Here is a 23,312-nt window from a genome sequence, read left to right as displayed (position 1 = left end):
TTACTTGGTTTTAAAAAACTTCGCCCACTCTACAACCTTCCCTGTCTTCGCCGAATGTTTCGCTGCCTCCAAAATTTGCACGACAATCTGGTTGTTGTCCAATGCCGATAAATCAAAATTTTGCACTTTGATTCGCCCGCGTACTACACCTTCGAGGTAAGTAAAAGGGTCATTGACTGGCAATGGATCAGCAACAAAGGGTGTTCCCCGGTCCTCCAGTTTCGGCCCTACCAGCATGTCTTTGCCATTTATACATTCGATGGTGCCGTTTTGCCCATAAATTTCCACGTCTTTGCGGCCATAGGGCCAATTCCAGGAAGCCTGGATGATCACCTCGGTATTGGCGTATTCCAGGATGATGGTGGCTTCGTCGTCTACTTTGGGGTAGATGTTGGGTTTGATGTGGCGCAGGTTACAAAACACGGTTTTGGGTGTTTCGCCCTTCAGCAACCAAGTGGCGAGGTTAGCGCCGTAACAACCAAAATCAGTCAATGCACCTCCACCATTGAGTACAGGGTCGGTGAGAAAAGCCAAAAATTCCGGGCTACAACCAATTTCTACCGGGCCGGGATGGCCGTGGTGAAAAACCATTTTGCGGATTGGCCCTATTTTGTTTTCCTTGTTGATCAATTCATAAGCTTTGGCATTGCTGCCGTACCAGGTCGTTTCGTAGTTGGTAAGCAGCTGAATCTGGTGTTTTTGCGCCAGCTCAATCATTCGTTGGGCGTGTTTCCAGTTGGCCGCCAGGGGTTTTTCTACCATCACGTGGATGCCTTTGGGCGCGCAAAACTCTACCGTACTCAGGTGGTCGTAGATGGAATTAAAGGCGGTCACCGCTTCGGGCTTGGTTTTTTCCACCATTTCTTCGATGGTATTGTACACCAAACTCATATCAAAACCCCGCCTTTTGGCATGGCGTTCGGCCAGGGCACGATTGGGTTCAACGATGCCGACGATCTCGATGTCATTGGCTTTGGCCCGCCCCAAAATCCAGTTGACGTGGTCGTGGTTTAAGCCGACTACACCGATGCGGAGGGGTTGCTGAGCCTGTACACTACCCAGGATTTGACAAAAAAGCAAGGTCAAGAAGAGTTGAAAATTTTTCATATTGAAACGTGGGTTTTGAGTATTTCGATGTAAATTTCAACTAGTTGGTTGTCTTTTATTAATGCATTGTCTTTATAATTAATTTTTCAACCACAGAGTTTCGCAGAGTGCACGCAGAGTTTCACGGAGTAGCCACCTTCGGTGGTGAAGAGTATGCAGAGGCTACATTGAATTAGCACTAGAATAAAACCATCAAATTTTAATGGCCTATGAACTCCAGCCACCGCAGGTGGCAAAACTCCTTAAAACTAGCAAAACTCTGTGAAACTCTGTGTGTACTCCGCGAAACTCTGCGGTAAAAATGATGCCAATTCAGAACTCATGTTACTGAAAGGGTTTTTGGTGCTAAAAATAGAGCTACCTGTTCAGCACCAATTTGCAAAGTAGCTTGTACCAACAGTTCCAAATCAGCCTTTTTCGTGCGTTGATTGACAATACAAACCCGAATGGCATACCGCCCCTGCAAAAGAGTAGAAGATGGTGAAGCAATGCCCCGTTCCTGCAATTGAATCAATATCTCGCGGTTCAAGGAGTTGAGTTCGCTTTCTGTAAGATCAGGATGGATGTACCGGTAGCAAACAATACTTAGCGAAACCGGGGCCAACAACTCCAATTCCGGCGTGTTCTCCACCATTTGACCCAAATACGCCGCTTGCAAGTTGTTTTGCCGAATCATGGCTGCGTATTTGGCCAAGCCATGCTCCTTAAGCGACATCCAGATTTTAAGGGCTTTGAAACCCCGCGACAACTCAAAACCGTAATTGTTGATGGATTCCAGTCCACCCGCCAAGCCTCGCTTTTCTTGCAAAAGATAGTTGGGCGTAATGGCAAAAGCATTGCGGTGCGCCTCCGCATTTTTAATTAAAGTACAGCCTACTTCGTAGGGAATGTAGAGCCATTTGTGCAAGTCAAAGGCTACACTATCGGCTTTTTCAATCGCCGTTAGTGAAAGAGCATATTCAGGATCAAGTTTGGCCAACGCTCCATACGCTCCATCTACGTGGAACCACAATTGGTAGCGTTGACAAATTTGCCAAAGTTCTTCAAGGGGGTCGATTGCCCCGGTATTGACCGTACCCGCAGTGCCAACCACACAAAATGGACGATGCCCGGCAGCGAGATCGGCTTCGATGCATTCAATCAGTTCGACGGTATTGATTTCGTATTGGGCATTCACTGAAATTTTGCGCACCGCTTCAGCACCCAAACCCAGAATTTCCACCGCTTTTTGAATACAACTATGGGTTTCAGCCGAGCAATACAGGGTCATTTGACTACCAATATTGAACAAACCTTCCTGGCGCACACTGGCCTGATGATTGCGGGCAACAGTAAGAGCCGTAATATTGGCCATCGAGCCGCCGCTGAGCAAAATCCCGGAGGCTTCGTCGGGATAGTTGAGCATTTGTTTGCACCAATTGACCACCTGCTGATCGACATAGAGGGAAGCGTGTTCACCAATCGTAACATTGGGATTCATGGTAGCCGCTAACAAGTCGGCCAATACACCCAGTGGGGTGCCAGTGCCTTGCACCCAGGCGAAAAAGCGAGGGTGGATATTGCCCTTGGTGTAGGGAAAGATGTATTGTTTGAACTCTTGATAAATGCTGTCGATGTCTTGTGGCTCCTGAGGGATATCCGCAGCGAGAAAGTTTTTGACTTCGGAGGGAATGGGCTTCCAAACGGGTTGTTTGCCGATGTTTTCCAGATAATCCATCACATCGTCAATCATTTGGTGCCCCAGCTGGCGCATTTGTGTCCAGTCTTGGGGGTCTAGAGTCAGGTTTTGGGCCACCTGTTCGGCTAGTTGGTCTTGGTTTGTTCCTTGCATAATATTGAGTTGAGTAGTTGAGGAGTTTAGAAGTTGAGGCTGCCGCAGGAATTTTGAAAAGGGCTGTTGTTAGTGCCGGTCGCGGTAGCCTCAACTCCTCAACTTCTAAACTCCTCAACTTCTAATTCACAGTTTCGCCCCCTCAATGACCTGCCCTTGCACTTCCAACTTCACCTTGATGACTTTTTTCTGTTCGTCCCGGATAAAAGTTGCGGTGCCTTCAAAACCAACGATACTCAATACATCGGGAGTAGCGGTTGGTTTCAGTTCAGCGCTGCCCTGGCCTTCCAAAGCGCCAATCACTTTACCTTGTTCCCAACTCACGACGATATTGCCCATACCACCAGTATCGTATTTCCCTAAAAAGTCTTTTGCGCCTAAGGAGTCCAAGGCGGGTGTGGGAGGAGGAGTTGCTGGTGCCTGAGCCGTGGCTGTACCCAGCGCCAAAAAGAGTCCTAAAATAAAAGTGCAGAGTAGTGATTTCATAAAAACAATGCGATTTGATGATGAATTGTGTTTTGGTAATTACATGAAGCAAAGTAAGGTTTTTTGTGGCAGCTTCAAATAAATTTGCAGGAGCGTAGTGTTAAGTTTTTGGAACCAAACACCTACCCTACGACGTTCTGCACGCCAAACCTCAACAACAAAGCAAAATGGGTGGTAATTTGTTCAAATTGGGGCGTTTGCCCAAAGCGGAGTACCTGAAAGTCGAAAGTGAATTGAGACATTACCTGGATCAAAAACTGGGCGACTTGTACCGCATTCCCCGGTATTACCGCGATAAACCCGACTTTGGTGATGTTGACATCATCGTGTCCGATGCAGTCATTCAAAGCACCTGGCAGGATTTGCGCATGGAACTGATCAGGGATTTAGGGATCCAGCAACACAAGTCCTTGGGTCCAGTTTTTAGCACAGTCTATCAAATTTTCCAGGTCGATTTTTTCTACCGGGAGCACCGCTATTTTGACAGCACGTACAATTACCTCTCCTTCAATGATGTGGGCAATATTCTGGGTAAAATTTTCAAACGATTTAACCTGAAATACGGCGAACAGGGTTTGTTGTATGTATTCCGAAGGGCCGATGGTCATTTCAAGAAAGACCTGGAGGTTTCTCAGGATTTTGAACGCATTTTTGCTTTTTTACAACTGGATTATGCCCACTGGTTGCGCGGCTTCGATACCCTGGATGAGCTGTTCCGCTGGGCAACAGCGAGCCCCTATTTTTCCATTCATCCCTATCAAGAGCAAGATGCCACAACCACCGAAAGGGTAAAAGAACGGACAACCATGAGGCGGTTCGTGGGGTGGTTGGAGGAACAAGGTATTTCGCAACAATTTGAATTTGAGGCAGATCGAGATGCTTACTTGCCGATGATTGCTGCGTTTTTTCCAGAAGGAAATTTGTTGGAAAAAATTGAACTGGAGCGCCAACGAGAGGCATATGTGTTACGCTTGCGGGAAAAATATTCCGGCCAGGTGATTATGCGCCTTTTTCCTGATTTGCAAGGCAAAGCTTTAGGGGATTTTATGCGAAGTTTTGAGGCCCAATGGGAAGATCATGAGGCGGTTTTAGCGGGGATGGACGCAGGGGAAATTGTCGACCAATTGCACCGCTTTAAAGTAAGTTATTAAATTAAGCAGCGAAGCCAAATCAAAAAAATCGTTGCCTTGCGAAAGGGCGACACTTGATAACGGAACTGCCTGGTGAGTTGCTAATGTGCGCTCCTCCAATACCCCCACAATATCCGTAAATCTTCACCCATCCGATAATCCCGGGCATACTGTTGATCCAATTTGTACATCGTAGAACTAGGGAGTGGAGTTGCATGGGTGATGTCCGCTGGCGTCAAAATCCCAGGTTTAAGTTTCGGTAAGGTTGTTTCCGCCTGGCAGTACCCAACCCAGGTTTTTTGACCAACCAGCACTGGCCAGGCATTGGCCCAGAGCCGTTGTTTGTGTTTGGCCAAAAAGATACTTATCGGGAAACTGGGCAACAACACTATGGCCAGGACCAGATCCAATAAACGTTTGTTCCGGCGATTTTCTGCATGGGCGATGTTGTACGAAGCATCTACCCGGTACAATTCCCCGTTGAGGTCTTTGTGGCTGCTACCGATGATGCTGTCGCTGTTTTCGGGCAAAATTTTGTAGTTGAGTTGTTTACCCAGACTTTCCATCGTGGCGATAATTCGGGCATGAGCCAGGTCTTTGCTGCAAAAAACGACCTCGTCCAGGTGGAACATTTCAGTCAATGCAGCCAAGCTTTGCAGATCCCCCAGATAAAGGTGTGCTTCGGCAGGATTTGCTTCTGGAGCAATGAGGCCAATCGTTTTTTTGCGGGAGCCAATGGCCCGTAAAATGGCTTCAGCCCGGCGGGTTTCTTCAATGGAGCCGATCAGGGCCAGGCGTTTTTCGGCTTGTTCTTCCAGACTGAAATTTCCCCGACCCAGCGCACTAATCAAGGCGCGCAGGAGCGGAACAGCCACGAGCGCCCAAATGGTACCCAATACAATCAAAGCCCGCGAACTGCGGTACACCAGATCCAAAAAACCATAGATCGCAGCGATAGCCACCGTGCCAATCAAGATGCCGCGCACCACTTGCCAAAGATTGGTGCGTCGATCGTAAGCACCACTAAAAAACAAGGCCAGTAACCAAATCCCCGTGTACAAAGGGGCATTGAAATAGAGGAAAGAACTTTCAAAATGTTCCGCATTGTGAAAATGGTAAATGGCCCAGAATTTTTTTAAAAAACTCAAACCGCCATACAAGGCCAATCCGTCGAGCAATGGCCACCAGGCGCGGCGAAAAAAGTTGGATATTAAGGTCAACGTGGCACGTAAATAAATCGCCATTTGCAGCATCAAAACAAAGCCCTGGGCATTCCCCCCTTGAAAATGTTTGCGGGCAAAGAGGATCATGGCCTGGTAAAAAATGCGGACGTAGTTGACACTACCTTTTTTAGTGCTTTCCCCTTTATAATGGATGATGCTGGTATCGGCCCGATAATGGTTACTAAACCCGCCTTGTTGAATGCGGTAGGAAAGGTCGATGTCTTCACCGTACATAAAAAACTGCTCATCCAGCAAGCCTACTTTGTCCAGGGCTGCTTTGCGAATGAACATGAAGGCACCGGAAAGGACATCAACTTCATGATTTTTATCTTTAGCTAGAAACCCCAGGTGGTAACGATTAAACAGGCGGGATTTTGGAAAAAAACGCGACAAGCCGAAGGTTTTACAAAAGGCGACAAAAGGAGAGGGGAAGCCCCGTTTGGACTCAGGCAAAAAGGACCCCGAGCCATCGATCATTTTGACCCCCAGCGCTCCAGCTTGTGGGTGTTTTTCCATAAAATCTACACAAACTTGTAAGGTGTTTTCCGCAATGACTGTATCGGGATTGAGGAGCAGGATGTATTCGCCTGTAGCCTGGCGAATGGCCTGATTGTTGGCTTGTGAAAAGCCTACATTGCGCTCATTGGCAATCAAATGGACCTCTGGGAACTTCTCTTGCACCATTTGCACCGAGCCATCTTGGGAGGCATTGTCGACCACCCAAATCTCTACCTCCAAACCCCGGGCTGCTCTGCGCACCGCCAGCAAGGCTTGTTCCAGAAAAAATTTGACGTTGTAGTTGACAATGATGATGGTCATGGTAGAGGGTTCAGTCAGCCATCAGCTTTGAGCTGTCGGCTGTTGGACTGCAAAGTAAAATTTAACTACTCCTGCCGCTGATACGGCACCCGTGCCACAATCGACCGCCCGAGGGTCAATTCATCAGCATATTCCAATTCTCCCCCAAAGGAAACCCCACGAGCAATGGTGCTGATTTTCAGGTCCAGGTCTTTTAATCGTTTGGAGATGTAAAAAATGGTGGTTTCGCCCTCAATCGTCGGGCTGATGGCCATCACGACTTCTTTGACTTCTCCGCTCGCCAGGCGTTGCTCCAGTGAATCTATTGTCAATTCTCCTGGGCCAACCCCTTCCAGAGGTGAAATCACCCCTCCCAAAACGTGGTACATTCCCCGGTATTGCCCGGTATCTTCAATCGCCATCACATCGCGAATGCTTTCGACCACACAAATAACCTGCTGGTCGCGGCGTTGATCGCGACAAATGTTGCACAGTTCCTCGTCCGAGAGGTTGTGGCACACTTTGCAGGATTTGATCTCGCGGCGCATTTTTACAATGGCGTCGCCAAATTGGTCAACCGTTTCGACTTCCCGGGTGACCAGGTGCAAAACCAAACGCAATGCCGTTTTTTTGCCGATTCCCGGCAGGCTGGCAAAGGCGTTAACAGCCTCTTCTAGTAGCTTGGATGAAAAGTTCATTGGGTAAAGATAAGCACTGGATAAATTTTTCTTTGAACAAATTGGTGTACTTTGGGTATTACTGTAAATTTGGTCGCGAATTTACTAATTCACTTAAACGACAAAAAGCAAAACCTATGGCTGAAGTCATCCGGATGCCCCGTATGAGCGATACGATGGAAGAGGGCAATATCATTGGTTGGTTGAAAAAAGAGGGAGACCACGTTGAACCAGGCCAAACCCTGGCAGAAGTGGAGACGGATAAAGCCACTATGGAATTGGATGCTTTTGTAGAAGGCGTTATCCTGCATATAGCGGTTAAAGAAGGCCCTGTGCCTATCGATGGTGTTATCGCTGTCATCGGACAAGCTGGCGAAGACTGGCAAGCTGCATTGGCCGCTGCCAATGGTGGCGCTGCCGCTCCGGCTGCTGCCAATGGTCAGCCAAGCACCCCAGTAGCTACACCTGCGGCCGAGGCACCTGCTGCTGCTGCGAGCTCAGAAGACAGCCGCGTCAAAGCTTCACCCCTGGCGAAAAGCATCGCCAAAGAAACGGGTGTAAGCCTGGAACAAGTGACCGGCTCTGGTGACCAGGGCCGCATTGTCAAAAAAGATGTAGAAGCATTCCTGGAAGGTAAGGGTGCTGCCCCAGCGGTAGTTACGCCTACTCCAGCCGCCACTCCTACTCCAACGCCTGCTCCTACGGCTAAGGCGGAAGCACCGGCCAGCGCGCCATTTGCTTTCAATTCGGGTGGCAACAACTACGAAGAAGTTGGCGTGTCTCAAATGCGCAAGGTGATTGCCCGCCGCTTGGGTGAGAGCTTGTTCACCGCGCCGCATTTTTACCTGACCATTGAAATCAACATGGATCGGGCCATCGAAATGCGCAAACAACTGAACGAGGTGTCTCCAGTGAAGTTGTCTTTCAACGACCTCGTGGTTAAAGCGGTAGCTGCTTCTTTGACCAAACACCCTGCGATCAACTCTTCCTGGTTGGGCGATAAAATCCGCTACAACAAGGACATCAATATTGGCGTAGCCGTAGCGGTTGAAGATGGCCTGCTGGTTCCCGTGATTCGTTATGCGAACATGAAAACCATGTCCCAAATCAATACCGAGGTGAAAGCCCTGGCGGGTAAAGCGAAAGAACGCAAACTGCAACCGGATGAAATGCAAGGCAATACCTTCACCATTTCTAACCTGGGTATGTTTGGCATCGACGAATTTACGGCCATCATCAATCCACCCGATGCCTGTATCCTGGCGGTAGGCGGGATTTTTGAAAAACCAATCGTGAAAAATGGCGAAATCGTGGTGGGCAACATCATGAAAGTGACCCTTTCCTGCGATCACCGGGTAGTGGATGGTGCTACTGGCGCACAATTCCTGCAAACCTTTAAGGAAATTATGGAGGAGCCGATCAAGCTGCTGGTGTAAATTTTCTTTTGGATAAAAAGCGACCAGACTACTGGACTTTTGCTCGGAGGACATCAATTGCCCCAGGCTTCAGCCTGGGGGCAGAGGAGCCTCTCGGATTTGGGCTTTAGCCCTAGCTCGAAAATTAAGGTTGGGCTAAAGCCCGATCAAAAAGGCAAACCCGAACCACGCGCTAAAGCACGTGGCAATTGATGTCCTCCGAGCAAAATGCCCAGTTGCGTGAAAAGCTACAACCAATATCTGGACTCAAACGTTTGGATATTGGTTGTTTTATTTTGGCAATTGACCATAGGAAAATGAAAAAAACTCTTGTTCTAGGCGCTTCTGAAAACCCCGCCCGGGTCTCTTATGACGCCATTCGTAGATTGACAAGCAAAGGACACGAAGTGGTGGCGGTAGGTTTGCGCGAAGCCACTATTTTTGGTGTAGACATTCAAAAAGGCCAGCCTCAGGCCGAGGAGATCGATACCATCACCCTCTATCTGAATCCAGAAAGGCAAAAAGAATATTACGACTACATATTAGGCTTGCAGCCGAAACGGATCATTTTTAATCCTGGGACGGAGAATTTTGAATTGGTACGATTGGCTAAAGAGAAGGGGATTGAGACGGAATTTGCGTGTACGCTGGTAATGTTGTCGGTGGGGCAGTATTAAATTTACTTCACCTCCGGCATCCCACATGCCTCATCCGGCTTTCGGCCACACATCGAACACACCTGCCCTTCCCCTTTCCCTGCATTAAAATTACTGGCGCAAGTACCCCTGAATTCCTTGCCTGTAAACCAATACCGAATATTGAGCAGCACAAAAGCCAATCCAAAAACCGTGAAGGCTGCCAAAAAAGTTTTCAATAGTTCCATGCTCTGAAATTTACCTCAATTAAACTTCTCTTCTGCAAATTAGGTTTAATTTTGCGCACACTTCCCATTTTTTTTCAAAAAACACTCCATGCAACACAAACTCGATGCTTTTGCCCGACTGCTCACCATCATGGATGAATTGCGCGAGCAATGCCCCTGGGACCGCAAACAAACCTTCCAAACCCTTCGCAACCTCACCATTGAGGAAACCTACGAATTGGCCGATGCCATCCTGGAAGAAGACATCGATGGCATCAAGGAAGAAATTGGTGACTTGATGTTGCACATGGTCTTTTACGCCAAAATTGGAGACGAGCAACAAAGTTTCGATATCGCCGATGCCCTCAACGCCGTTTGTGACAAACTCATCAAACGCCACCCCCACATCTACGGCGATGTAAAGGTTCAGGACGAGGAAGATGTCAAAAGGAATTGGGAGCAACTCAAATTGCAGGAAGGCAAAAAATCGGTTTTGGCGGGAGTACCTAAATCCTTGCCCGCCATGGTCAAAGCCTACCGCATGCAGGAAAAAACCAAACAGGTAGGTTTTGAATGGGAAAATGCCGGCCAGGTGTGGGACAAAGTCGAGGAAGAAATCCAGGAGTTTAAAGAAACCCTGGAGCAAGACATGTCCCAGGAAAGACGCGAGGAAGAATTTGGCGACATCCTCTTCTCCCTCATCAATTATGCCCGCTTCGTCAAAATTGACCCCGAAACTGCCCTCGAACGGGTCAATAGCAAATTCAAAAAACGTTTCGAATACATTGAAGCCCACGCCCCCAAAGACCTCAACGATATGACCCTGGCCGAAATGGACCTCCTCTGGGAAGCTGCGAAACGGGTTTAACTCCGCCAACCCACGGATTTATCCGCAAGAATGGGTGTGGGTGTGAAGTGTGAAAGTGTGAGTGTGTTGGCCTTCCACCGCCCAAGAGATATCGCCAACCCACGGATTTATCCGTGGGAGGCTACTATAAAACCCAACCCATGGATTTATCCGTGGGTTTTTTGGCCCCGACAAAAAAAGAGCCTGTATGAAAATCGACATCCTTGCCATCGGCGTTCACCCCGATGACGTAGAACTTTCCAGCAGTGGCACCATACTCCGCCACATCGCCCAAGGCAAAACCGTAGGCCTGCTCGACCTTACCCGTGGCGAACTCGGCACCCGAGGCAACGCCGAAATCCGGACCCGCGAAGCCAACGAATCTGCCCAACTCATGGGCGCAGCCTTCCGCATCAACCTGGACATGGCCGACGGCTTTTTCCAATACAACCCTGAAAACATCCAAAAGATCATCCAGGTCATCCGCAGTTGCCAACCAGAAATCGTATTGGCCAATGCCCTGGACGATCGCCATCCCGACCATGGCCGCGCTGCTAAACTCACCGCCGATGCCTGTTTTTATGCGGGCTTAGCCAAGGTGGAGACTTTTGACGAAAAGGGGAATCCCCAGGAACGCTGGCGCCCCAAAGCTGTTTACCACTATATTCAGGATCGCAACATGCAGCCTGATTTTATCGTGGACATCAGTGATTATTTTGAAAAAAAGATGGAGCTGATCCTGACTTTCCGTTCGCAATTTTTCTTGCCCAGTGCTACCGAATATACGCAGGAGTTGAGCACGCCGATTTCCGGGGAAGACTTTATGGCTTTTATGCGGGCGAAGGGAAGGTCCTTTGGTCGCGATGCTGGCTTTGAGTATGCTGAGGGATTCAATGTGGCTCGGACACCGGGGGTTTTGGACTTGTTTGATTTAGTGTGACGAGGTCAATCAGTTTCTAGGCTTGGAAGTAGGCTCTGGTGCTGTAGAGACGCACGGCCGTGCGTCTCACAATGTTGACGCAAGGTGTGAGACGCACAGCCGTGCGTCTCTACGATATTTTACGTAGCCTAAAACTGCACATACGGCCTCAACTTCTCCAACTTCCCTGGCTCCAGGGCCACCAGCGCCTCCAAATCCTCCATTTTCCCAAAAGGCCCATGTTGATCCTTCCAATTCATAATTGCCTTAGCGGCCTTAAAACCCAGATAAGGGTGGCTAGCCAATTCATTAAAACTCGCTTGGTTGATCAACAGTGGCTTCAGTGTAGGAGTATTGAGTTGCAGGCAGGGGCGGATCTTTTGAAACACCGAATCGGCCAAGCCAAAGGTCTCTTTCACCTGATCAACTTGATAAAACCCGCCCAATTTTTCCCTGAATTTGATGATGCGATTGGCGAGCACTTTTCCGATGCCCCGCAGTGATTGCCAGGCGGCGGTATCGGCTGTATTGACATCAATGGGTATACAAGGCTGAGCGCCTTTTTTGCTGAATTTTTTATCTTCAAAAGAGCTGTAACTGGCTTTTTCAGGCGTTCCCGCCTCCAGATCAGACTTTGCCTGGATTTGGATGTAAGATTTTGCTTGGGCAAACCAACCTTCTGGCAAGCCATAAATTTTCAGTACATCCTCCACTTTTTTAAAATGACCACCTTTGGAGGTGTACTTGACCCAGATGCTGGCACTGCGTTTGTTTAACCCCATTTTAAGGAGCTCATCCAAAGACACTGTATTGGGGTCAAAAATGGAGAAAGAAGCCACTACTTTGGCCTCTTTTTTGGGGTAGCGAGTGCCGTACTTGTACTTGCTTTTGGTATAACTCCCATATCGAGGCTTCTTCCATTCTACTTTTGCTTGTACTGGCCTGGGGGCGTTTGCCAGGGTGGTCAGATCGTAGTGTTGGGAAAAATCCAGTTGTCCAGGCAATACAAAAGCTGCGACACATAAAATGAGCAGCAAAACGCAGGCTTTGCGTTCGGTTTTGGTGTAATAAAAGAAGTCGAGAAAATTTTTCATAGCTGTAGTTTTTACAATTTATAGATTCAAAATCCAGGCACCTTGCTCAGCCGTATCGTGTACGGGGATATCCAATTCAGTGGCCAGTTTTTTGACCCAGCGCCGGGTCCCGAAACGATTGCTGCCATCGAGGATGATGAGTTTGGTTTCCCTGCGAATATCTTCTGGATAAATTCTCGGATTGTTGTGGATCAATAAGTAGTCATAGGGTAGGAGAGGAGGGCTTTCGTTTTCCCCAACCAGGCCAATTGTATACTTGCCAAAAACCAAACAGCCAGATTGAAGCACCACTGGCCCCCAACGAAAGCTGCTTTGCCAACCCAATTGATGCTCCTTTTGGAGTTGCAAGTGAAAGCGGTGGTTTTGTGCGGCCATTAATGCTGGGATGCTGTCGGCAGTGGAAAGAGTAAGCACCTCGCGCCCCTGAATCAAGTCCAGCATTGAAGCCTTAGGCATATGGTAGCAAACCAGTTGCCGCTGAGCTTGTGCTCTAAAAATAACCGGCCAATGCGCCAGAGCCCAAAGCAGCAATGATCCCAAAGCCAGATTCAACCAGCGCAATTTCCGGCGATACAATGCCACACAAACCAAGGCCAATACCCCGTACATACCCAGCGTAGCCAAGGCATTCCACCAAAAACCACTGATTACTGCCTGCGGCAATTCATGAATAGCCACGATCAAACCATTGAGCAATTGAATCGACCAGGCCAAGATTTGGCCGATCCACTCAGCTGGAATGTGCAGCGCCTCCAGCAAAAAAAGCAATAAACCTAGCATCAGTACCAGCCCTGAAAGAGGCACCGCCACCAAGCCCGATAACCAAAAGAACAAGGGAAATTGGTGGAAATAATAGATACTCAAAGGTCCAGTACTGAGTTGGGCAGCAATGCCTACACTGGTCAGTTTCCAGATGTAATCCAACACAATATTAGGTGCAGACCAACGGTCATAAACCCAGGGCTGGAAAGCCACAATGCCTGCAATGGCCAGATAAGACAACTGAAATCCAATGTCCCACAACAAATTGGGTTGCCAACACAAGAGTGCAAAAGCCGAGGCTGCCAAAATATTCCAGATGTTGTATTGCCTTACCACCGCTCTGGCACCAATGATCATGGAAAACATTACCGCTGCGCGCAAAGTGGCCGGGGCAGCCCCGGTTAACAAAGTGAAAAGCCAGATGCTGCCCAATTCCAGTAACAAGCCTAACTTTTGAGCCCTTTTATGATGGGCGAACCACCCAAATAAAAAACGCAACACAATCGCCAGAACCCCCACGTGCAAGCCCGAAACCGACAACACATGCACCGCACCGCTGTTGCTGTAAGCTTGTTTGATCTCTTGCGAAAGTTGGCTGCGTTCACCCATGATTAGTGCAGCACCAACGGCATAGGTGTCGCCGCTCGGTAGATGTTTTTCCAATGCCTGCAAGCAAAATTCCTGCAAAATCAAGGTAAAGGGAAGGTGTTGATGTGCACTGTCGATTCGCCAGGAATCCGCTGGGGCAAAAACCTGGTGATATACGCCTTGTCTGGCGAGGTAGGCCCTGAAATCAAAAGCATCAGGATTGAGCGGTGCTTTGACTGTGTCGATCAGGCCGCTAAGGTAGAGGTGTTGGCCGTTTTGGGGGGAAACTTGGTTTGTATCAACTTTTAAATAAACCAGCAGTTTGCCCTTGGCCGCTTGCCATTTTTTTACTCCCAACCTTGCTTTGGCCTTTACTTGCAACAGCACCCGTAAACTGTTCGCTGCGGGGCGTGCTTCGAGCACTTTTCCCCAGATACCACAAGAATCGCCCACTGCTTGCCAGGAAAAATGAGGAGCTCGATTCCATTGTTGGGTTTGTTCAATTCTAAAAAGGCCCAGGCACGATAGAACCAGGAAAATCAGGCCCCCGAACCAGGCTCTGGCCCTGAAGTTGGGCCGGAAAGCCATGGCCAAAAACAATAAAGTAATCCCACCAAAACCCAAGAAATACCATTGCTGAAACTCTTGCCAGGAAAGCTGCCAGCAATCCCCAATCACGATTCCCAATACCAAGGGCACTAGCAACCTGGGCATGGGCAAGGTACGCCAATTCATAGCATAAATACTTTACAGGGTGCTCAGCAAGAACAATCAGAGGAAGACAAAAAGAAAGTTGGTGTAAAATCATTCAAAAGGCAAGCAATTCAAAAGTAATCCAATTGCGGGAAAAATCATAACTTGCTTTTATTTTTTTACATTTACCACTTTAAGTATGATGCAAAAAATTACTTCCCGATTTTTTAGAGGCTTTTGAATAGGAAGCTCACTTGAAATGAACCGTTCGACTGCCTATTCAAAACCCAAATCGAGAAGTTAATTTTTCTGCGTTACTAAAGTCAAAAGCGATTATGGAAATTGATATTAGCAAACACATCGTGGAGTTATTGTACGAACACGATGTCGTCTCCCTGCCCGGCCTGGGTTCTTTTGTTGGCGCTTACAAATCTGCGGTAGTGGATCAGGTGTCGGGTACAGTGGCACCGCCAGCTAAAACCATTACTTTTGACGATAATTTGAGAATGGACGATGGTCTGTTGATCGACACCATTGGCAAATCTTATGGGGTCACTTTTGACACGGCCACTGATTTGGTTCAAAATTACGTCAGTCAAATCCGGGAAGTATTGGATCGGCGTGAAATTGTGTCTTTTCCCAACTTGGGGCGCCTTTATCGGGACTTCGAGCAAAACCTGCAATTTTTACCCGATGTCACCAATTTCAATACCGAATCTCACGGCTTACCCGATGTTAAAGTTTACCCAATCGCTGCTCCTGAGCCTGAACCAATACTGCCTGCAGTGGAGGAACCTTTGGTTGTAGAGAACCAACGCAGTAGTGGGCCCTTACCTTCTGCCGTTTCACTAGGGCGAATGATCAATCATTGGTTGAGGGACAATGTCCTTCTGGTGGGTGTTTTAGCCACGGTCGTGGTAGTACTTCTGTTGTTTAGCATCTTACGCAAACCCCTGGACGAAGCAACCAGCTCCAACGAAACCCAGGTCAACGTACCCCCTCCCATTTCGGAAGAAGATTACAAAAATGACTTCCCTGCGGAAGAAGTGCCCAAAGAACAAAAGCAACCATTGACCAGCGATAAACAAGGTGCGATTGTAGACAAAGGAGATGAAGAGGAAGAAGTTAAACCCAGCACAACAACGCCTAAAAACACAACTACAACACCTTCCAAGGTAATAGAAAAACCAGCAGTTACAACTCCTGCTCCAGCCCCTGTTGGCGACAAAACGGGCATCATTGCTATCGGTTCCTTTAAAGACCAGGCCAATGTAGCCAAGTTGGTGGAAAAAATCACAGCCGCTGGTTTGACCCCATTCAAAACAGCCAATGGAGACCTCACCCGGGTGGGCGTTCAATTCACCTACAGCACCCCCGCTGAACTCAATGCCATGCTCAGCACGGTGCGCAGGAAGTTTGATTCGGGGGCGATTATTATAAAAAGATAAAAGTTGAGAAAGTTGAGGAGTTGAGAAGTTTAGACTGCCGCGAGCGACTTAGACACGACCTTGTCTAGGTCGCTCGCGGCAGCCTAAACCTTCTCAACCTTCTCAACCTCCCTCAACTTCCCTCAACCTTACTTTCCATGATCAACCTTATCTCAGATACAGTAACCAAACCAACTCCCGGAATGCTGCAAGCCATGTTGCAAGCCGAAGTGGGAGACGATGTATTTGGTCAAGACCCTACCGTAAATGCCCTTGAGGCCAAAGCTGCAACTATGTTTGGCAAAGAAGCCGCGCTTTTTTGCCCATCAGGGACCATGACCAACCAAATTGCCATCAAAGTACACACCCAACCCCTGGATGAGGTCATCTTCGATGAGTACTCGCACATTTATCAATACGAGGTAGGAGGTTACGCCTTTAATTCCGGTATTGGCGTCAATTTGATCAAAGGAACCAATGGCAAAATTACTGCTGAGCAGGTAGCCGCGGCCATCAAACCCGTTTACGATTGGTTGCCCATTAGCAAGCTGGTGGTCTTGGAAAATACTTGCAATAAGGGTGGAGGCAGTTTTTATACGCTGGATGAAATTCGCCCCATTCAGCAGGTTTGCCAGGAACGGGGTTTGGCCTTGCACCTGGATGGAGCGCGTATCTTCAATGCCTTGGTAGAAACGGGTGAAAGTACGCTGGCAGTGGGCGCAGCTTTTGACAGCATTTCTGTTTGTTTGTCCAAAGGGCTGGGAGCTCCGGTTGGCTCATTGCTGATTGGCTCACAAGCTTTTATCCGTCAGGCCCGGCGGGTGCGGAAGGCCATGGGAGGTGGAATGCGCCAGGCGGGTTTTTTGGCTGCCGCAGGCATTTATGCACTAGATCATCAGGTGTTGCGTTTGAAGGAAGACAACGACCGGGCGAAACGTTTAGGTGAAGTTCTGTCCAAACAAGCTTACGTCGATTCTGTTCGCCCTGTCCAAAGCAATATCGTCATTTTTGACCTCAAGGCACCCTGGACCGCGGAAAGTTACCTGGCTCATTTGGCTGAACGAGGCATCAGTGCTTCTGCCTTTGGGCCACAAACCGTACGTTTTGTAACCCATCTGGATGTTACAGCGTCCATGATTGATCAGGTGCTGGAGGAAGTTACCAAAGTTTAAAGGTTGAGGAGTTGAGGGGTTGAGAAGTTGGGGCTACCGCAGGAACTTAGACAAAAACCTTGTCAAAATCGCTGCGGTAGCCTTAACTCCTCAACCTCTCAACTCCTCAACTCTACATAAACCCATACCCATGCTTTTTGAAAACCCACAGATCGCAATCAATGAATTACCTAGCGTAGAGGACGTTAACTTTCAACGTTTGCCGCCTCAAGCCCTCAAATTGCGCACCATTGGCTGGTGCATTACGCAAGGGATTATGTTGTTGATTTTGATTGGAGTCTTCCTATTTGGAGGCGTATTCAAAAAGCAGTGGCCCTGGATTTTTATTTTTAGTGCCTGGATTTTACAGGCCCTGTACTTTTTCTGGATGGCACGTAAACGATTTTACCGCGAAGGATACGCCGTGCGGGAAAAAGACATCATCCACACCAAAGGGTACTGGCTACGTACCCAACTCACCGTGCCTTACAACCGGGTGCAACACGTCGAAATCGAGCAGGGGCCTTTGGCACGAGCTTTTGGCCTTGGGGGGATCAGCGTGTATACTGCCGGAGATAGTGGTGGCGATTTAAGCATTTCAGGTATTGACTACAAGGAGGCAGAGCGCATCAAGCAATTCATCACACAAAAAGTAGGGAGTGATGAGTGAAAGCGGCACCCCTTTTTATCTCCAGCCGAGCCGGCAATCCCCAGTAGCCATTTTGCTGATTTTGGCCCGCCTGATCCGTTCGTTGATTGGCCAGTTTTGGCCATTACTCTTGCTGTTGTTGTTGCGGAGGCGCTCAGCCAATAGCAGCCAGTTTTGGGTTTGGGTCGGTATTGGCATTACTATTCTTTCGGTGATTCGGTCTCTGCTGACTTATTTTCGCACGCGGTTTTACATCCATGAGGACGAGTTTATTTTGGAAAAAGGAGGTTTTACCCGTCGCCGACTGAGTGTGCCGCTGGACAAAATTCAGACCATCACTTTTCAACAGACTTTTTTGCACCGCTTATTCAATGTGGTGAGTGTAGAGATGGATACCACGGGGGCAAAAGGCTCAGAGATTAGCCTCACCGCCTTGGACCGCGATAAGGCGACAATCTTGCGCGACTATCTCTTGCGCTGGAAAAAAGAAAATGTCAAAGTTTCACCGGATCAGGAAACGGAGGAAACTCAAGAGCCCGAAATCGAATTGCTTAGGCTTGATTTGGGCGCACTTTTACGGATTGGCTTTAGCCAAAATCACCTGCGTTCTGCGGGTATTCTTTTTGGCTTGCTAGCGAGTTTTGCTCGGGAAATTCAACCCATTTTGGGTAAATCCGCCTACAAATACCTGGAAGAGGAATGGGGTTTGACCTTTAACTTCTTTTGGACTTTTGCCCTCTGGATCATTGTGTTCTTTTTGCTCGTTTCAGTGATCGCCACCCTGGCTTTGACGATCGTTCGGTTTTACAACCTGCGGTTTGTCCAAACGGGCGAAGGTTTTCGCCTGGAAGCAGGTTTGTTTACCCGCAGGGAACAGGCCGCTTATTTGCCCAAAATCCAGTTCCTGCGCTGGAGCTCCAATCCTCTGCAGCGCCTTTGGGGCATGTACAATTTGCGCTTTTACCAGGCCGCCGGGCACCAATTGAGGGGCAAACAAACCTTACAAGTGCCGGGTTGTTATCCCCATCAAATTGCTACAGTACAAGCGGCCTATTATCCAGAATACGATCAGGTGCAGTGGAGCTGGTATCCTCCACATCGCTTGTATTTCCGCCAACGTTTGTTCATTCTGGGGCTTTTACCTCTGGCAGGCTTGGTTGTAAAAACCATCTCTGATTTCAACTGGTTTTGGTTGACTATTGCCCTGTTGTGGCTACCTGTTACGGCCTGGTGGCAATGGAATTTGTTGCTGCGGAAAAAATACGGGCTGAGTGAGGAAGGCCTGTGGGTGAAATCTGGTTTTTTTACCCAATCCCAAATATTACTGTTATGGTCCAATGTTCAAGGACTTGAAATACAGCAATCCCTGGTAGAAAAACGTTACGAGATAGCCGACCTAACTTTTTATACGGCTTCCGGCGAGGTTGAAATCGAAAGTCTACCCTTGTCAATGGTCAATTCCTTACGGGATTATGTGTTGGCTAAAATAGAGGTAGGGGTTGAGGAGGTTGAGAAAGTTGAGGAGTTGAGAAGTTGAGAAGTTGAGGCTACCGCAGCGATTTTGACGCGACCTAGTCTAAGTCGCTGCGGTAGCCTCAACTTCTCAACTCCTCAACTTATGAGTATTTTTTATTTCCTGTTTGGTTCTTTCCAGCCTTTTTTCTACCTTTAACAAGTTTTTTTGATACAACTATTACCCATACTTCTCATTGAAAATCAAAGCTCAACACTGGAGAGCGCCCTTCACATCCTCACGACGAACAGCCCGGGTTTGAGCCTGGAGCTGAAAAAATTACTCGTTAAGTACCGACTTGTTGAGCAAAACAAGAATAGCATTGCATTTTTTCAGCGGTAGCATACCGCACTATTTATAAATGTACTACTATGAGAAAATTTACATCCCATGACTATGCCTCTTCACGCATGAGTCGCCTCTGCTTTTTATGGTTAACGGTGTCTGTATTTGGTTTGGCCCCTTTGCTGGCTCAACGCAATTTAGCACTGTACAACCTGCCCGGCGTGCCGCAATCCCAAACGATGAATGTTGGACGGATGCCTGACTACAATTTTCACCTCAGTTTGCCTGTGATTAGCAACATCAACCTGGGGGCAAGTAGCAGTGGCTTTTCCGCCAATGACATCAAAAACATCAATTTTGAAGACCAGGGTGAAAACCCAGATGGCTCTTTTTTTGAGACGGATTTTTCCGATTTCATCAATCAAATCGGACCTTACAACACCCTTGGTTTCGATTTTCATACCACCATTCTGGATGCAGGATTCCGATTGGGGAAGGGCTACATCGGCATCCAGGGCACCGAACATGTGCAGTCTTTTTTGGGATATGCTAAATCCTTGTTTACCACTTTTGATGAAATTCAAGGGCTTACGCCCGAAGATTTTGAAAACGGCCCCCGCCGTTACACGGTGAACGGTACTTTTTTAAATTTTAACCACCATCGGACTTTAGGAGCCAGCTACACCCATGAAATTATCCCCGGTAAACTTAGCGCCGGGCTGCGGGCGAAAATGGCAATTGGTGTTGGTCGTACCTGGACCCGCAACGAGAATTTTAGCATTGTTGGTGATTATCAACAGGGCATTCTCGGCTTGGAAGGCAATGTAGGGGTACTTTTGGCCGGATTACCTGCTGCCTTTGATTCGACCCAGGGTATTGGGACTTACCTTAAAGGAACAGGCAATCAGGGACTTGCAGTTGATTTAGGCGCCCAGTACCGGGTCAACGATAAAATTGAAGTTTTTGCAAGCCTGGTCAATTTGGGCCAAATCGTCTGGAAAAACAACCTCACCGAATACGGCTACAGCACCAAATACCTCGATTTTTACGCCAATCAGCCAGAACAAGCTGAAGAAGCACTAGGTAAGGTCATTGACTTTGTAACCACTCCGGAAAAGACCAAATACCTCGGGAAAATCAAGTCCCCTTTGCCCATGTATGTCTATGCTGGGGGGAATTACCATTTTAATAAAACCTTCACCGCCGGAGCAATGGTCAACCTGGAGCGGATGGATGGCCTCAATTATTGGAACTTTACCCTCAATGGTCGGGCTAATGTAGGCCGGGTGCTACAAGTGGGGGCAACCCTCGCGCAAGTGCAGGGAATCGGCTTTCAAGTGGGTGCAGGTGCTGCCATCAACCTTGGTCCCTTACAAATTTATGCTGCGTCAGATAACGTTGCTTCCGTTGTCAACCTGGGCAATGCCCGCAACGCTCAGCTCAATGTAGGCATCAACCTGGTTTTTGGACGAGGCAAAACCAAAACCGATGTGGCTATGCAGGACAGCACCCTGGCAGACAGTACCTCGATCGCTTCAGTAGATTCAAGCGAACAAAAAAAGGTAAAGGTAAGGCCAGAAAAAGTGAAAAAGGAAAAAACGACGGTGGCCAAAACCAAAGAACGGCCTGAACCAGTCGCTAAACCGGTGAAAACCACTCCTGCGCCAGTTAGCACCCCTGTCGTTGTTGCTGCACCAACCCTGCGCCCTTGGGTGAACCTGCGTGGCACCACTTACAATGCAAGCAGCAAAGAAATAATGACCGGGGTAACCGTAGAACTGTACCAAAAACAATCCGACCGGGAAATATTGGCCTATGTGCGGGGCAACCCAGGCATCGACATCCTGGCGCCGATGGAACGCAACCGGGAGTACCGTGTAGTGGTGAAGAAAAATGGCTTTAAACCTACTGAAACCAATATATCTTTGGATGAATTGGCGGGTGTAGCAGAGCTGAAAAAAGATTTTTACCTCGAAGTTGCACCAGTAGAGCCGCCTACTGTGGTGAGTAAACCAGCAGAAAAGCCAGCTGAAAAACCAGCGGCATCTGCTGACACTACTGCCAACAACCAGCCCGAGACCAAAGTTGCAACGGATCCTAAAAACAATGTCGTTGCTCCCCAACCCAATAGCAATAAACTACTCGTCTATATGGTGGTAACCAATGCTGAGTTGAAACCAACTGCTTCGGCTGATGGCGCTACAGTGATTAAAGTTGGTGCCGGGTACCGGGTACAGATTTTAGAAAAAACCAATGCAGATTGGTGGTTGGTGAGCTTCCGGGGTTACAATGGGTATTTGCCTGCAAAGGCTTTGCGGGAAGAGAAATAAGGTGAAAGACGAGTTTTCGAATGACGAATCATTCGAATGACGAATGACGAATTTTGGGAAAGCCCGGTATTCGTCATTCATCATTCGAAAAATTCGTTATTAGTTCTGCGGTTTCACCGTCGCATTAAAATTGTGCATAAAGCTAAATCCCTGATGAGAAACCGACAAGGTAATCGTCGTATTCTGAGCCGTTTCCGCATCAATCCTGAAACGTACGCGGAAGCCATCCTCCAATACAGAGGGAACGGTAACTCCTTTAGTCACATTGTTACTCCCTAAAGTTAGCGTAGCAGATACATCCAGATTATTCAGTGCCAAAGGTGCCGTTTGTGGAGTCAAGGCTGGAGCAACGGGGAAAAACGAAAGTGGCGACCCATTCCACCAACTACGGAATGCCGCAAAACGAGCAACATAGGTACCCACTAAAGCCGAGCCAGCATCGGTGTCGCGGATGTTGCGGTAACTCAACTTGACCGGAATGGTATCGGTGATGTTGTGAGTGAACACATCATTAGCTGGAATCTTTGAAAAATCAGCCTCTACAATCCAGGTACGGTTGTTGGCTTTATTGCCTAAATCACCCACAATCATGGCTTTGGGCAATACATTGGTAAATTGCAATAAACCAGCTACCAAAGCTGGATTGGAAGTAAGCCGCAAACGGTATTCACCAGCAGTATTGATGTAGAAGAAAGAGCCGTTCAATGCTCTGGCGAAAGCTACCAACAATCGCCCATGCGCTTCCAGGCTGCTGTAGGCCAACCCCAATGTCTCAAACAAACAAGGATAATAAGTTTTGTAATCCGTGCCAGTACAAACCGCAGAAGGTCCTACTGTGTTGACGGGCACCGAGCGCAAATTGCGCAATGCAGTATTGAAGTCTTTGAAGAAATTTTTATTGGCCAAAAGGGTAATGGCTACACTGCGCTTTTGATCGGCGTTCAGAGTGTTGAACAAAAACTGGGTGGTGTCCCTGATTTTAGCCAACTGTGCCGCGAGGGTCGGCGTAGCCGGATTGAAATAATTGACATTGGGCGTTACTTCGTCGCGCAGATAGTTGGAAATGATGGCGTCAGCCGTTTGGCTACCCAAACCAGTCAAGGTGTCAATTTTGATGCTCAACAAGGTCCGTAATGCATTGATGCGTACCTGGTGGGTACCGACAGGCAAAGTGCTTGGTGCAATAAAATAATATGTGAGCCCGTCGACACCTTTCACAAACCGAATGGTATCGCCGTTGCCACTGATGCCCACTACGATATCTGCCAGGTAAACCGAATCCAATTTGAATTTGTCAAACTTGCCATTGGTGGTGGTCACCGTTAGGGAGTCGTACTCAGCAGGATCAGGATAAATGTCATCAAAACTCTCTAACTCGCAAGAGGGCAATGAAAGGGCAATAACGCCCAGTAGAAGTCCCAGACTAAAGCAGATGCTGGCGGTCCTTGAGCGAAGCAGAAAGGAGCGAAGCCGAAAGATGTTAGTAGTTTTCATTCTCAAAGTATGTTTAACGATAAAAGTAGAA

Annotated in this window: 19 protein-coding genes; 10 read left to right on the top strand and 9 right to left on the bottom strand. The window is 48.1% G+C overall.

The window, feature by feature from the left end:
- From ACO08K_RS07600 to ACO08K_RS07590, 3 genes are all read right to left on the bottom strand, one after another.
- Positions 1-1,107 (bottom strand): Gfo/Idh/MocA family protein, encoded by a 1,107-nt coding sequence (locus tag ACO08K_RS07600; RefSeq protein ID WP_421795792.1) that lies wholly within the window; start codon positions 1,105-1,107, stop codon positions 1-3.
- Between the two features lie 319 nt (positions 1,108-1,426).
- A complete protein-coding gene (locus ACO08K_RS07595; protein WP_421795791.1) occupies positions 1,427-2,938 on the bottom strand; it encodes a pyridoxal phosphate-dependent decarboxylase family protein in 1,512 nt (503 codons plus the stop codon).
- Positions 2,939-3,064: 126 nt separating this feature from the next.
- On the bottom strand, positions 3,065-3,424 hold the full coding sequence (locus tag ACO08K_RS07590; RefSeq protein ID WP_421795790.1) for a hypothetical protein: 360 nt from the start codon (positions 3,422-3,424) through the stop codon (positions 3,065-3,067).
- Between the two features lie 167 nt (positions 3,425-3,591).
- Between ACO08K_RS07590 and ACO08K_RS07585 the strand changes: the two genes are divergently transcribed.
- Positions 3,592-4,575, top strand: coding sequence for a hypothetical protein (locus ACO08K_RS07585; RefSeq protein WP_421795789.1), 984 nt, complete (start codon positions 3,592-3,594; stop codon positions 4,573-4,575).
- Between the two features lie 80 nt (positions 4,576-4,655).
- Here the strand turns inward: ACO08K_RS07585 and ACO08K_RS07580 are convergent, their stop codons facing one another.
- Positions 4,656-6,596 (bottom strand): glycosyltransferase, encoded by a 1,941-nt coding sequence (locus ACO08K_RS07580; protein ID WP_421795788.1) that lies wholly within the window; start codon positions 6,594-6,596, stop codon positions 4,656-4,658.
- A 65-nt stretch (positions 6,597-6,661) separates the two neighbouring features.
- A complete protein-coding gene (gene recR, locus ACO08K_RS07575; protein ID WP_421795787.1) occupies positions 6,662-7,273 on the bottom strand; it encodes a recombination mediator RecR in 612 nt (203 codons plus the stop codon).
- Positions 7,274-7,389: 116 nt separating this feature from the next.
- Between recR and ACO08K_RS07570 the strand changes: the two genes are divergently transcribed.
- The gene (locus ACO08K_RS07570; protein WP_421795786.1) at positions 7,390-8,688 is read left to right on the top strand and encodes a pyruvate dehydrogenase complex dihydrolipoamide acetyltransferase; all 1,299 of its coding nucleotides are present in this window, start codon (positions 7,390-7,392) and stop codon (positions 8,686-8,688) included.
- Positions 8,689-8,984: 296 nt separating this feature from the next.
- Positions 8,985-9,344: a CoA-binding protein gene (locus ACO08K_RS07565; protein ID WP_421795785.1), complete on the top strand. Its 360-nt coding sequence runs from the start codon at positions 8,985-8,987 to the stop codon at positions 9,342-9,344.
- Positions 9,345-9,346: 2 nt separating this feature from the next.
- On the opposite strand, the gene ACO08K_RS07560 is transcribed toward ACO08K_RS07565, so the two are convergent.
- Complete coding sequence (locus ACO08K_RS07560) at positions 9,347-9,550, bottom strand: hypothetical protein (protein WP_421795784.1); 204 nt, start codon at positions 9,548-9,550, stop codon at positions 9,347-9,349.
- A gap of 88 nt (positions 9,551-9,638) precedes the next feature.
- Between ACO08K_RS07560 and mazG the strand changes: the two genes are divergently transcribed.
- Positions 9,639-10,397 carry a nucleoside triphosphate pyrophosphohydrolase gene (gene mazG, locus ACO08K_RS07555; protein ID WP_421795783.1) on the top strand — a complete coding sequence of 253 codons (759 nt, stop codon included), beginning with the start codon at positions 9,639-9,641 and terminating at the stop codon, positions 10,395-10,397.
- A 187-nt stretch (positions 10,398-10,584) separates the two neighbouring features.
- Positions 10,585-11,316 carry a bacillithiol biosynthesis deacetylase BshB1 gene (gene bshB1, locus ACO08K_RS07550; protein WP_421795782.1) on the top strand — a complete coding sequence of 244 codons (732 nt, stop codon included), beginning with the start codon at positions 10,585-10,587 and terminating at the stop codon, positions 11,314-11,316.
- A 128-nt stretch (positions 11,317-11,444) separates the two neighbouring features.
- Here the strand turns inward: bshB1 and ACO08K_RS07545 are convergent, their stop codons facing one another.
- On the bottom strand, positions 11,445-12,389 hold the full coding sequence (locus tag ACO08K_RS07545) for a helix-hairpin-helix domain-containing protein (protein ID WP_421795781.1): 945 nt from the start codon (positions 12,387-12,389) through the stop codon (positions 11,445-11,447).
- A gap of 18 nt (positions 12,390-12,407) precedes the next feature.
- A complete protein-coding gene (locus ACO08K_RS07540; protein WP_421795780.1) occupies positions 12,408-14,474 on the bottom strand; it encodes a ComEC/Rec2 family competence protein in 2,067 nt (688 codons plus the stop codon).
- A gap of 293 nt (positions 14,475-14,767) precedes the next feature.
- On the opposite strand from ACO08K_RS07540, the gene ACO08K_RS07535 reads away from it, so the two are divergent.
- The 5 genes from ACO08K_RS07535 to ACO08K_RS07515 all read left to right on the top strand — a co-directional run bounded on the left by ACO08K_RS07535 (position 14,768) and on the right by ACO08K_RS07515 (position 21,787).
- The gene (locus ACO08K_RS07535; RefSeq protein WP_421795779.1) at positions 14,768-15,880 is read left to right on the top strand and encodes an SPOR domain-containing protein; all 1,113 of its coding nucleotides are present in this window, start codon (positions 14,768-14,770) and stop codon (positions 15,878-15,880) included.
- Positions 15,881-16,017: 137 nt separating this feature from the next.
- Positions 16,018-17,031, top strand: a complete 1,014-nt coding sequence (locus tag ACO08K_RS07530; RefSeq protein WP_421795778.1) for a threonine aldolase family protein — start codon at positions 16,018-16,020, stop codon at positions 17,029-17,031.
- Between the two features lie 130 nt (positions 17,032-17,161).
- Positions 17,162-17,680, top strand: coding sequence for a PH domain-containing protein (locus tag ACO08K_RS07525; protein WP_421795777.1), 519 nt, complete (start codon positions 17,162-17,164; stop codon positions 17,678-17,680).
- Positions 17,673-19,196 (top strand): PH domain-containing protein, encoded by a 1,524-nt coding sequence (locus tag ACO08K_RS07520; protein ID WP_421795776.1) that lies wholly within the window; start codon positions 17,673-17,675, stop codon positions 19,194-19,196. Before ACO08K_RS07525 ends, ACO08K_RS07520 begins: the two co-directional genes overlap by 8 nt.
- Before the next feature lie 347 nt (positions 19,197-19,543).
- On the top strand, positions 19,544-21,787 hold the full coding sequence (locus tag ACO08K_RS07515) for a DUF5723 family protein (RefSeq protein WP_421795775.1): 2,244 nt from the start codon (positions 19,544-19,546) through the stop codon (positions 21,785-21,787).
- 99 nt (positions 21,788-21,886) lie between these two features.
- On the opposite strand, the gene ACO08K_RS07510 is transcribed toward ACO08K_RS07515, so the two are convergent.
- Positions 21,887-23,281: a hypothetical protein gene (locus tag ACO08K_RS07510; RefSeq protein ID WP_421795774.1), complete on the bottom strand. Its 1,395-nt coding sequence runs from the start codon at positions 23,279-23,281 to the stop codon at positions 21,887-21,889.
- Positions 23,282-23,312 lie beyond the last annotated feature (31 nt).

The organism is Haliscomenobacter sp., assembly GCF_965225875.1.
Classification (GTDB): domain Bacteria; phylum Bacteroidota; class Bacteroidia; order Chitinophagales; family Saprospiraceae; genus Haliscomenobacter.
Note: the sequence above shows the minus strand (reverse complement) of the source record. Positions and strands in the feature narration are given on the sequence as shown.

Bases quoted from the DNA above. Each gene is read 5' to 3' on its own strand.
- ACO08K_RS07600 (WP_421795792.1), bottom strand. From the start codon at position 1,107: ATGAAAAATTTTCAACTCTTCTTGACCTTGCTTTTTTGTCAAATCCTG.
- ACO08K_RS07595 (WP_421795791.1), bottom strand. From the start codon at position 2,938: ATGCAAGGAACAAACCAAGACCAACTAGCCGAACAGGTGGCCCAAAAC.
- ACO08K_RS07590 (WP_421795790.1), bottom strand. From the start codon at position 3,424: ATGAAATCACTACTCTGCACTTTTATTTTAGGACTCTTTTTGGCGCTG.
- ACO08K_RS07585 (WP_421795789.1), top strand. From the start codon at position 3,592: ATGGGTGGTAATTTGTTCAAATTGGGGCGTTTGCCCAAAGCGGAGTAC.
- ACO08K_RS07580 (WP_421795788.1), bottom strand. From the start codon at position 6,596: ATGACCATCATCATTGTCAACTACAACGTCAAATTTTTTCTGGAACAA.
- recR (WP_421795787.1), bottom strand. From the start codon at position 7,273: ATGAACTTTTCATCCAAGCTACTAGAAGAGGCTGTTAACGCCTTTGCC.
- ACO08K_RS07570 (WP_421795786.1), top strand. From the start codon at position 7,390: ATGGCTGAAGTCATCCGGATGCCCCGTATGAGCGATACGATGGAAGAG.
- ACO08K_RS07565 (WP_421795785.1), top strand. From the start codon at position 8,985: ATGAAAAAAACTCTTGTTCTAGGCGCTTCTGAAAACCCCGCCCGGGTC.
- ACO08K_RS07560 (WP_421795784.1), bottom strand. From the start codon at position 9,550: ATGGAACTATTGAAAACTTTTTTGGCAGCCTTCACGGTTTTTGGATTG.
- mazG (WP_421795783.1), top strand. From the start codon at position 9,639: ATGCAACACAAACTCGATGCTTTTGCCCGACTGCTCACCATCATGGAT.
- bshB1 (WP_421795782.1), top strand. From the start codon at position 10,585: ATGAAAATCGACATCCTTGCCATCGGCGTTCACCCCGATGACGTAGAA.
- ACO08K_RS07545 (WP_421795781.1), bottom strand. From the start codon at position 12,389: ATGAAAAATTTTCTCGACTTCTTTTATTACACCAAAACCGAACGCAAA.
- ACO08K_RS07540 (WP_421795780.1), bottom strand. From the start codon at position 14,474: ATGAATTGGCGTACCTTGCCCATGCCCAGGTTGCTAGTGCCCTTGGTA.
- ACO08K_RS07535 (WP_421795779.1), top strand. From the start codon at position 14,768: ATGGAAATTGATATTAGCAAACACATCGTGGAGTTATTGTACGAACAC.
- ACO08K_RS07530 (WP_421795778.1), top strand. From the start codon at position 16,018: ATGATCAACCTTATCTCAGATACAGTAACCAAACCAACTCCCGGAATG.
- ACO08K_RS07525 (WP_421795777.1), top strand. From the start codon at position 17,162: ATGCTTTTTGAAAACCCACAGATCGCAATCAATGAATTACCTAGCGTA.
- ACO08K_RS07520 (WP_421795776.1), top strand. From the start codon at position 17,673: ATGAGTGAAAGCGGCACCCCTTTTTATCTCCAGCCGAGCCGGCAATCC.
- ACO08K_RS07515 (WP_421795775.1), top strand. From the start codon at position 19,544: ATGAGAAAATTTACATCCCATGACTATGCCTCTTCACGCATGAGTCGC.
- ACO08K_RS07510 (WP_421795774.1), bottom strand. From the start codon at position 23,281: ATGAAAACTACTAACATCTTTCGGCTTCGCTCCTTTCTGCTTCGCTCA.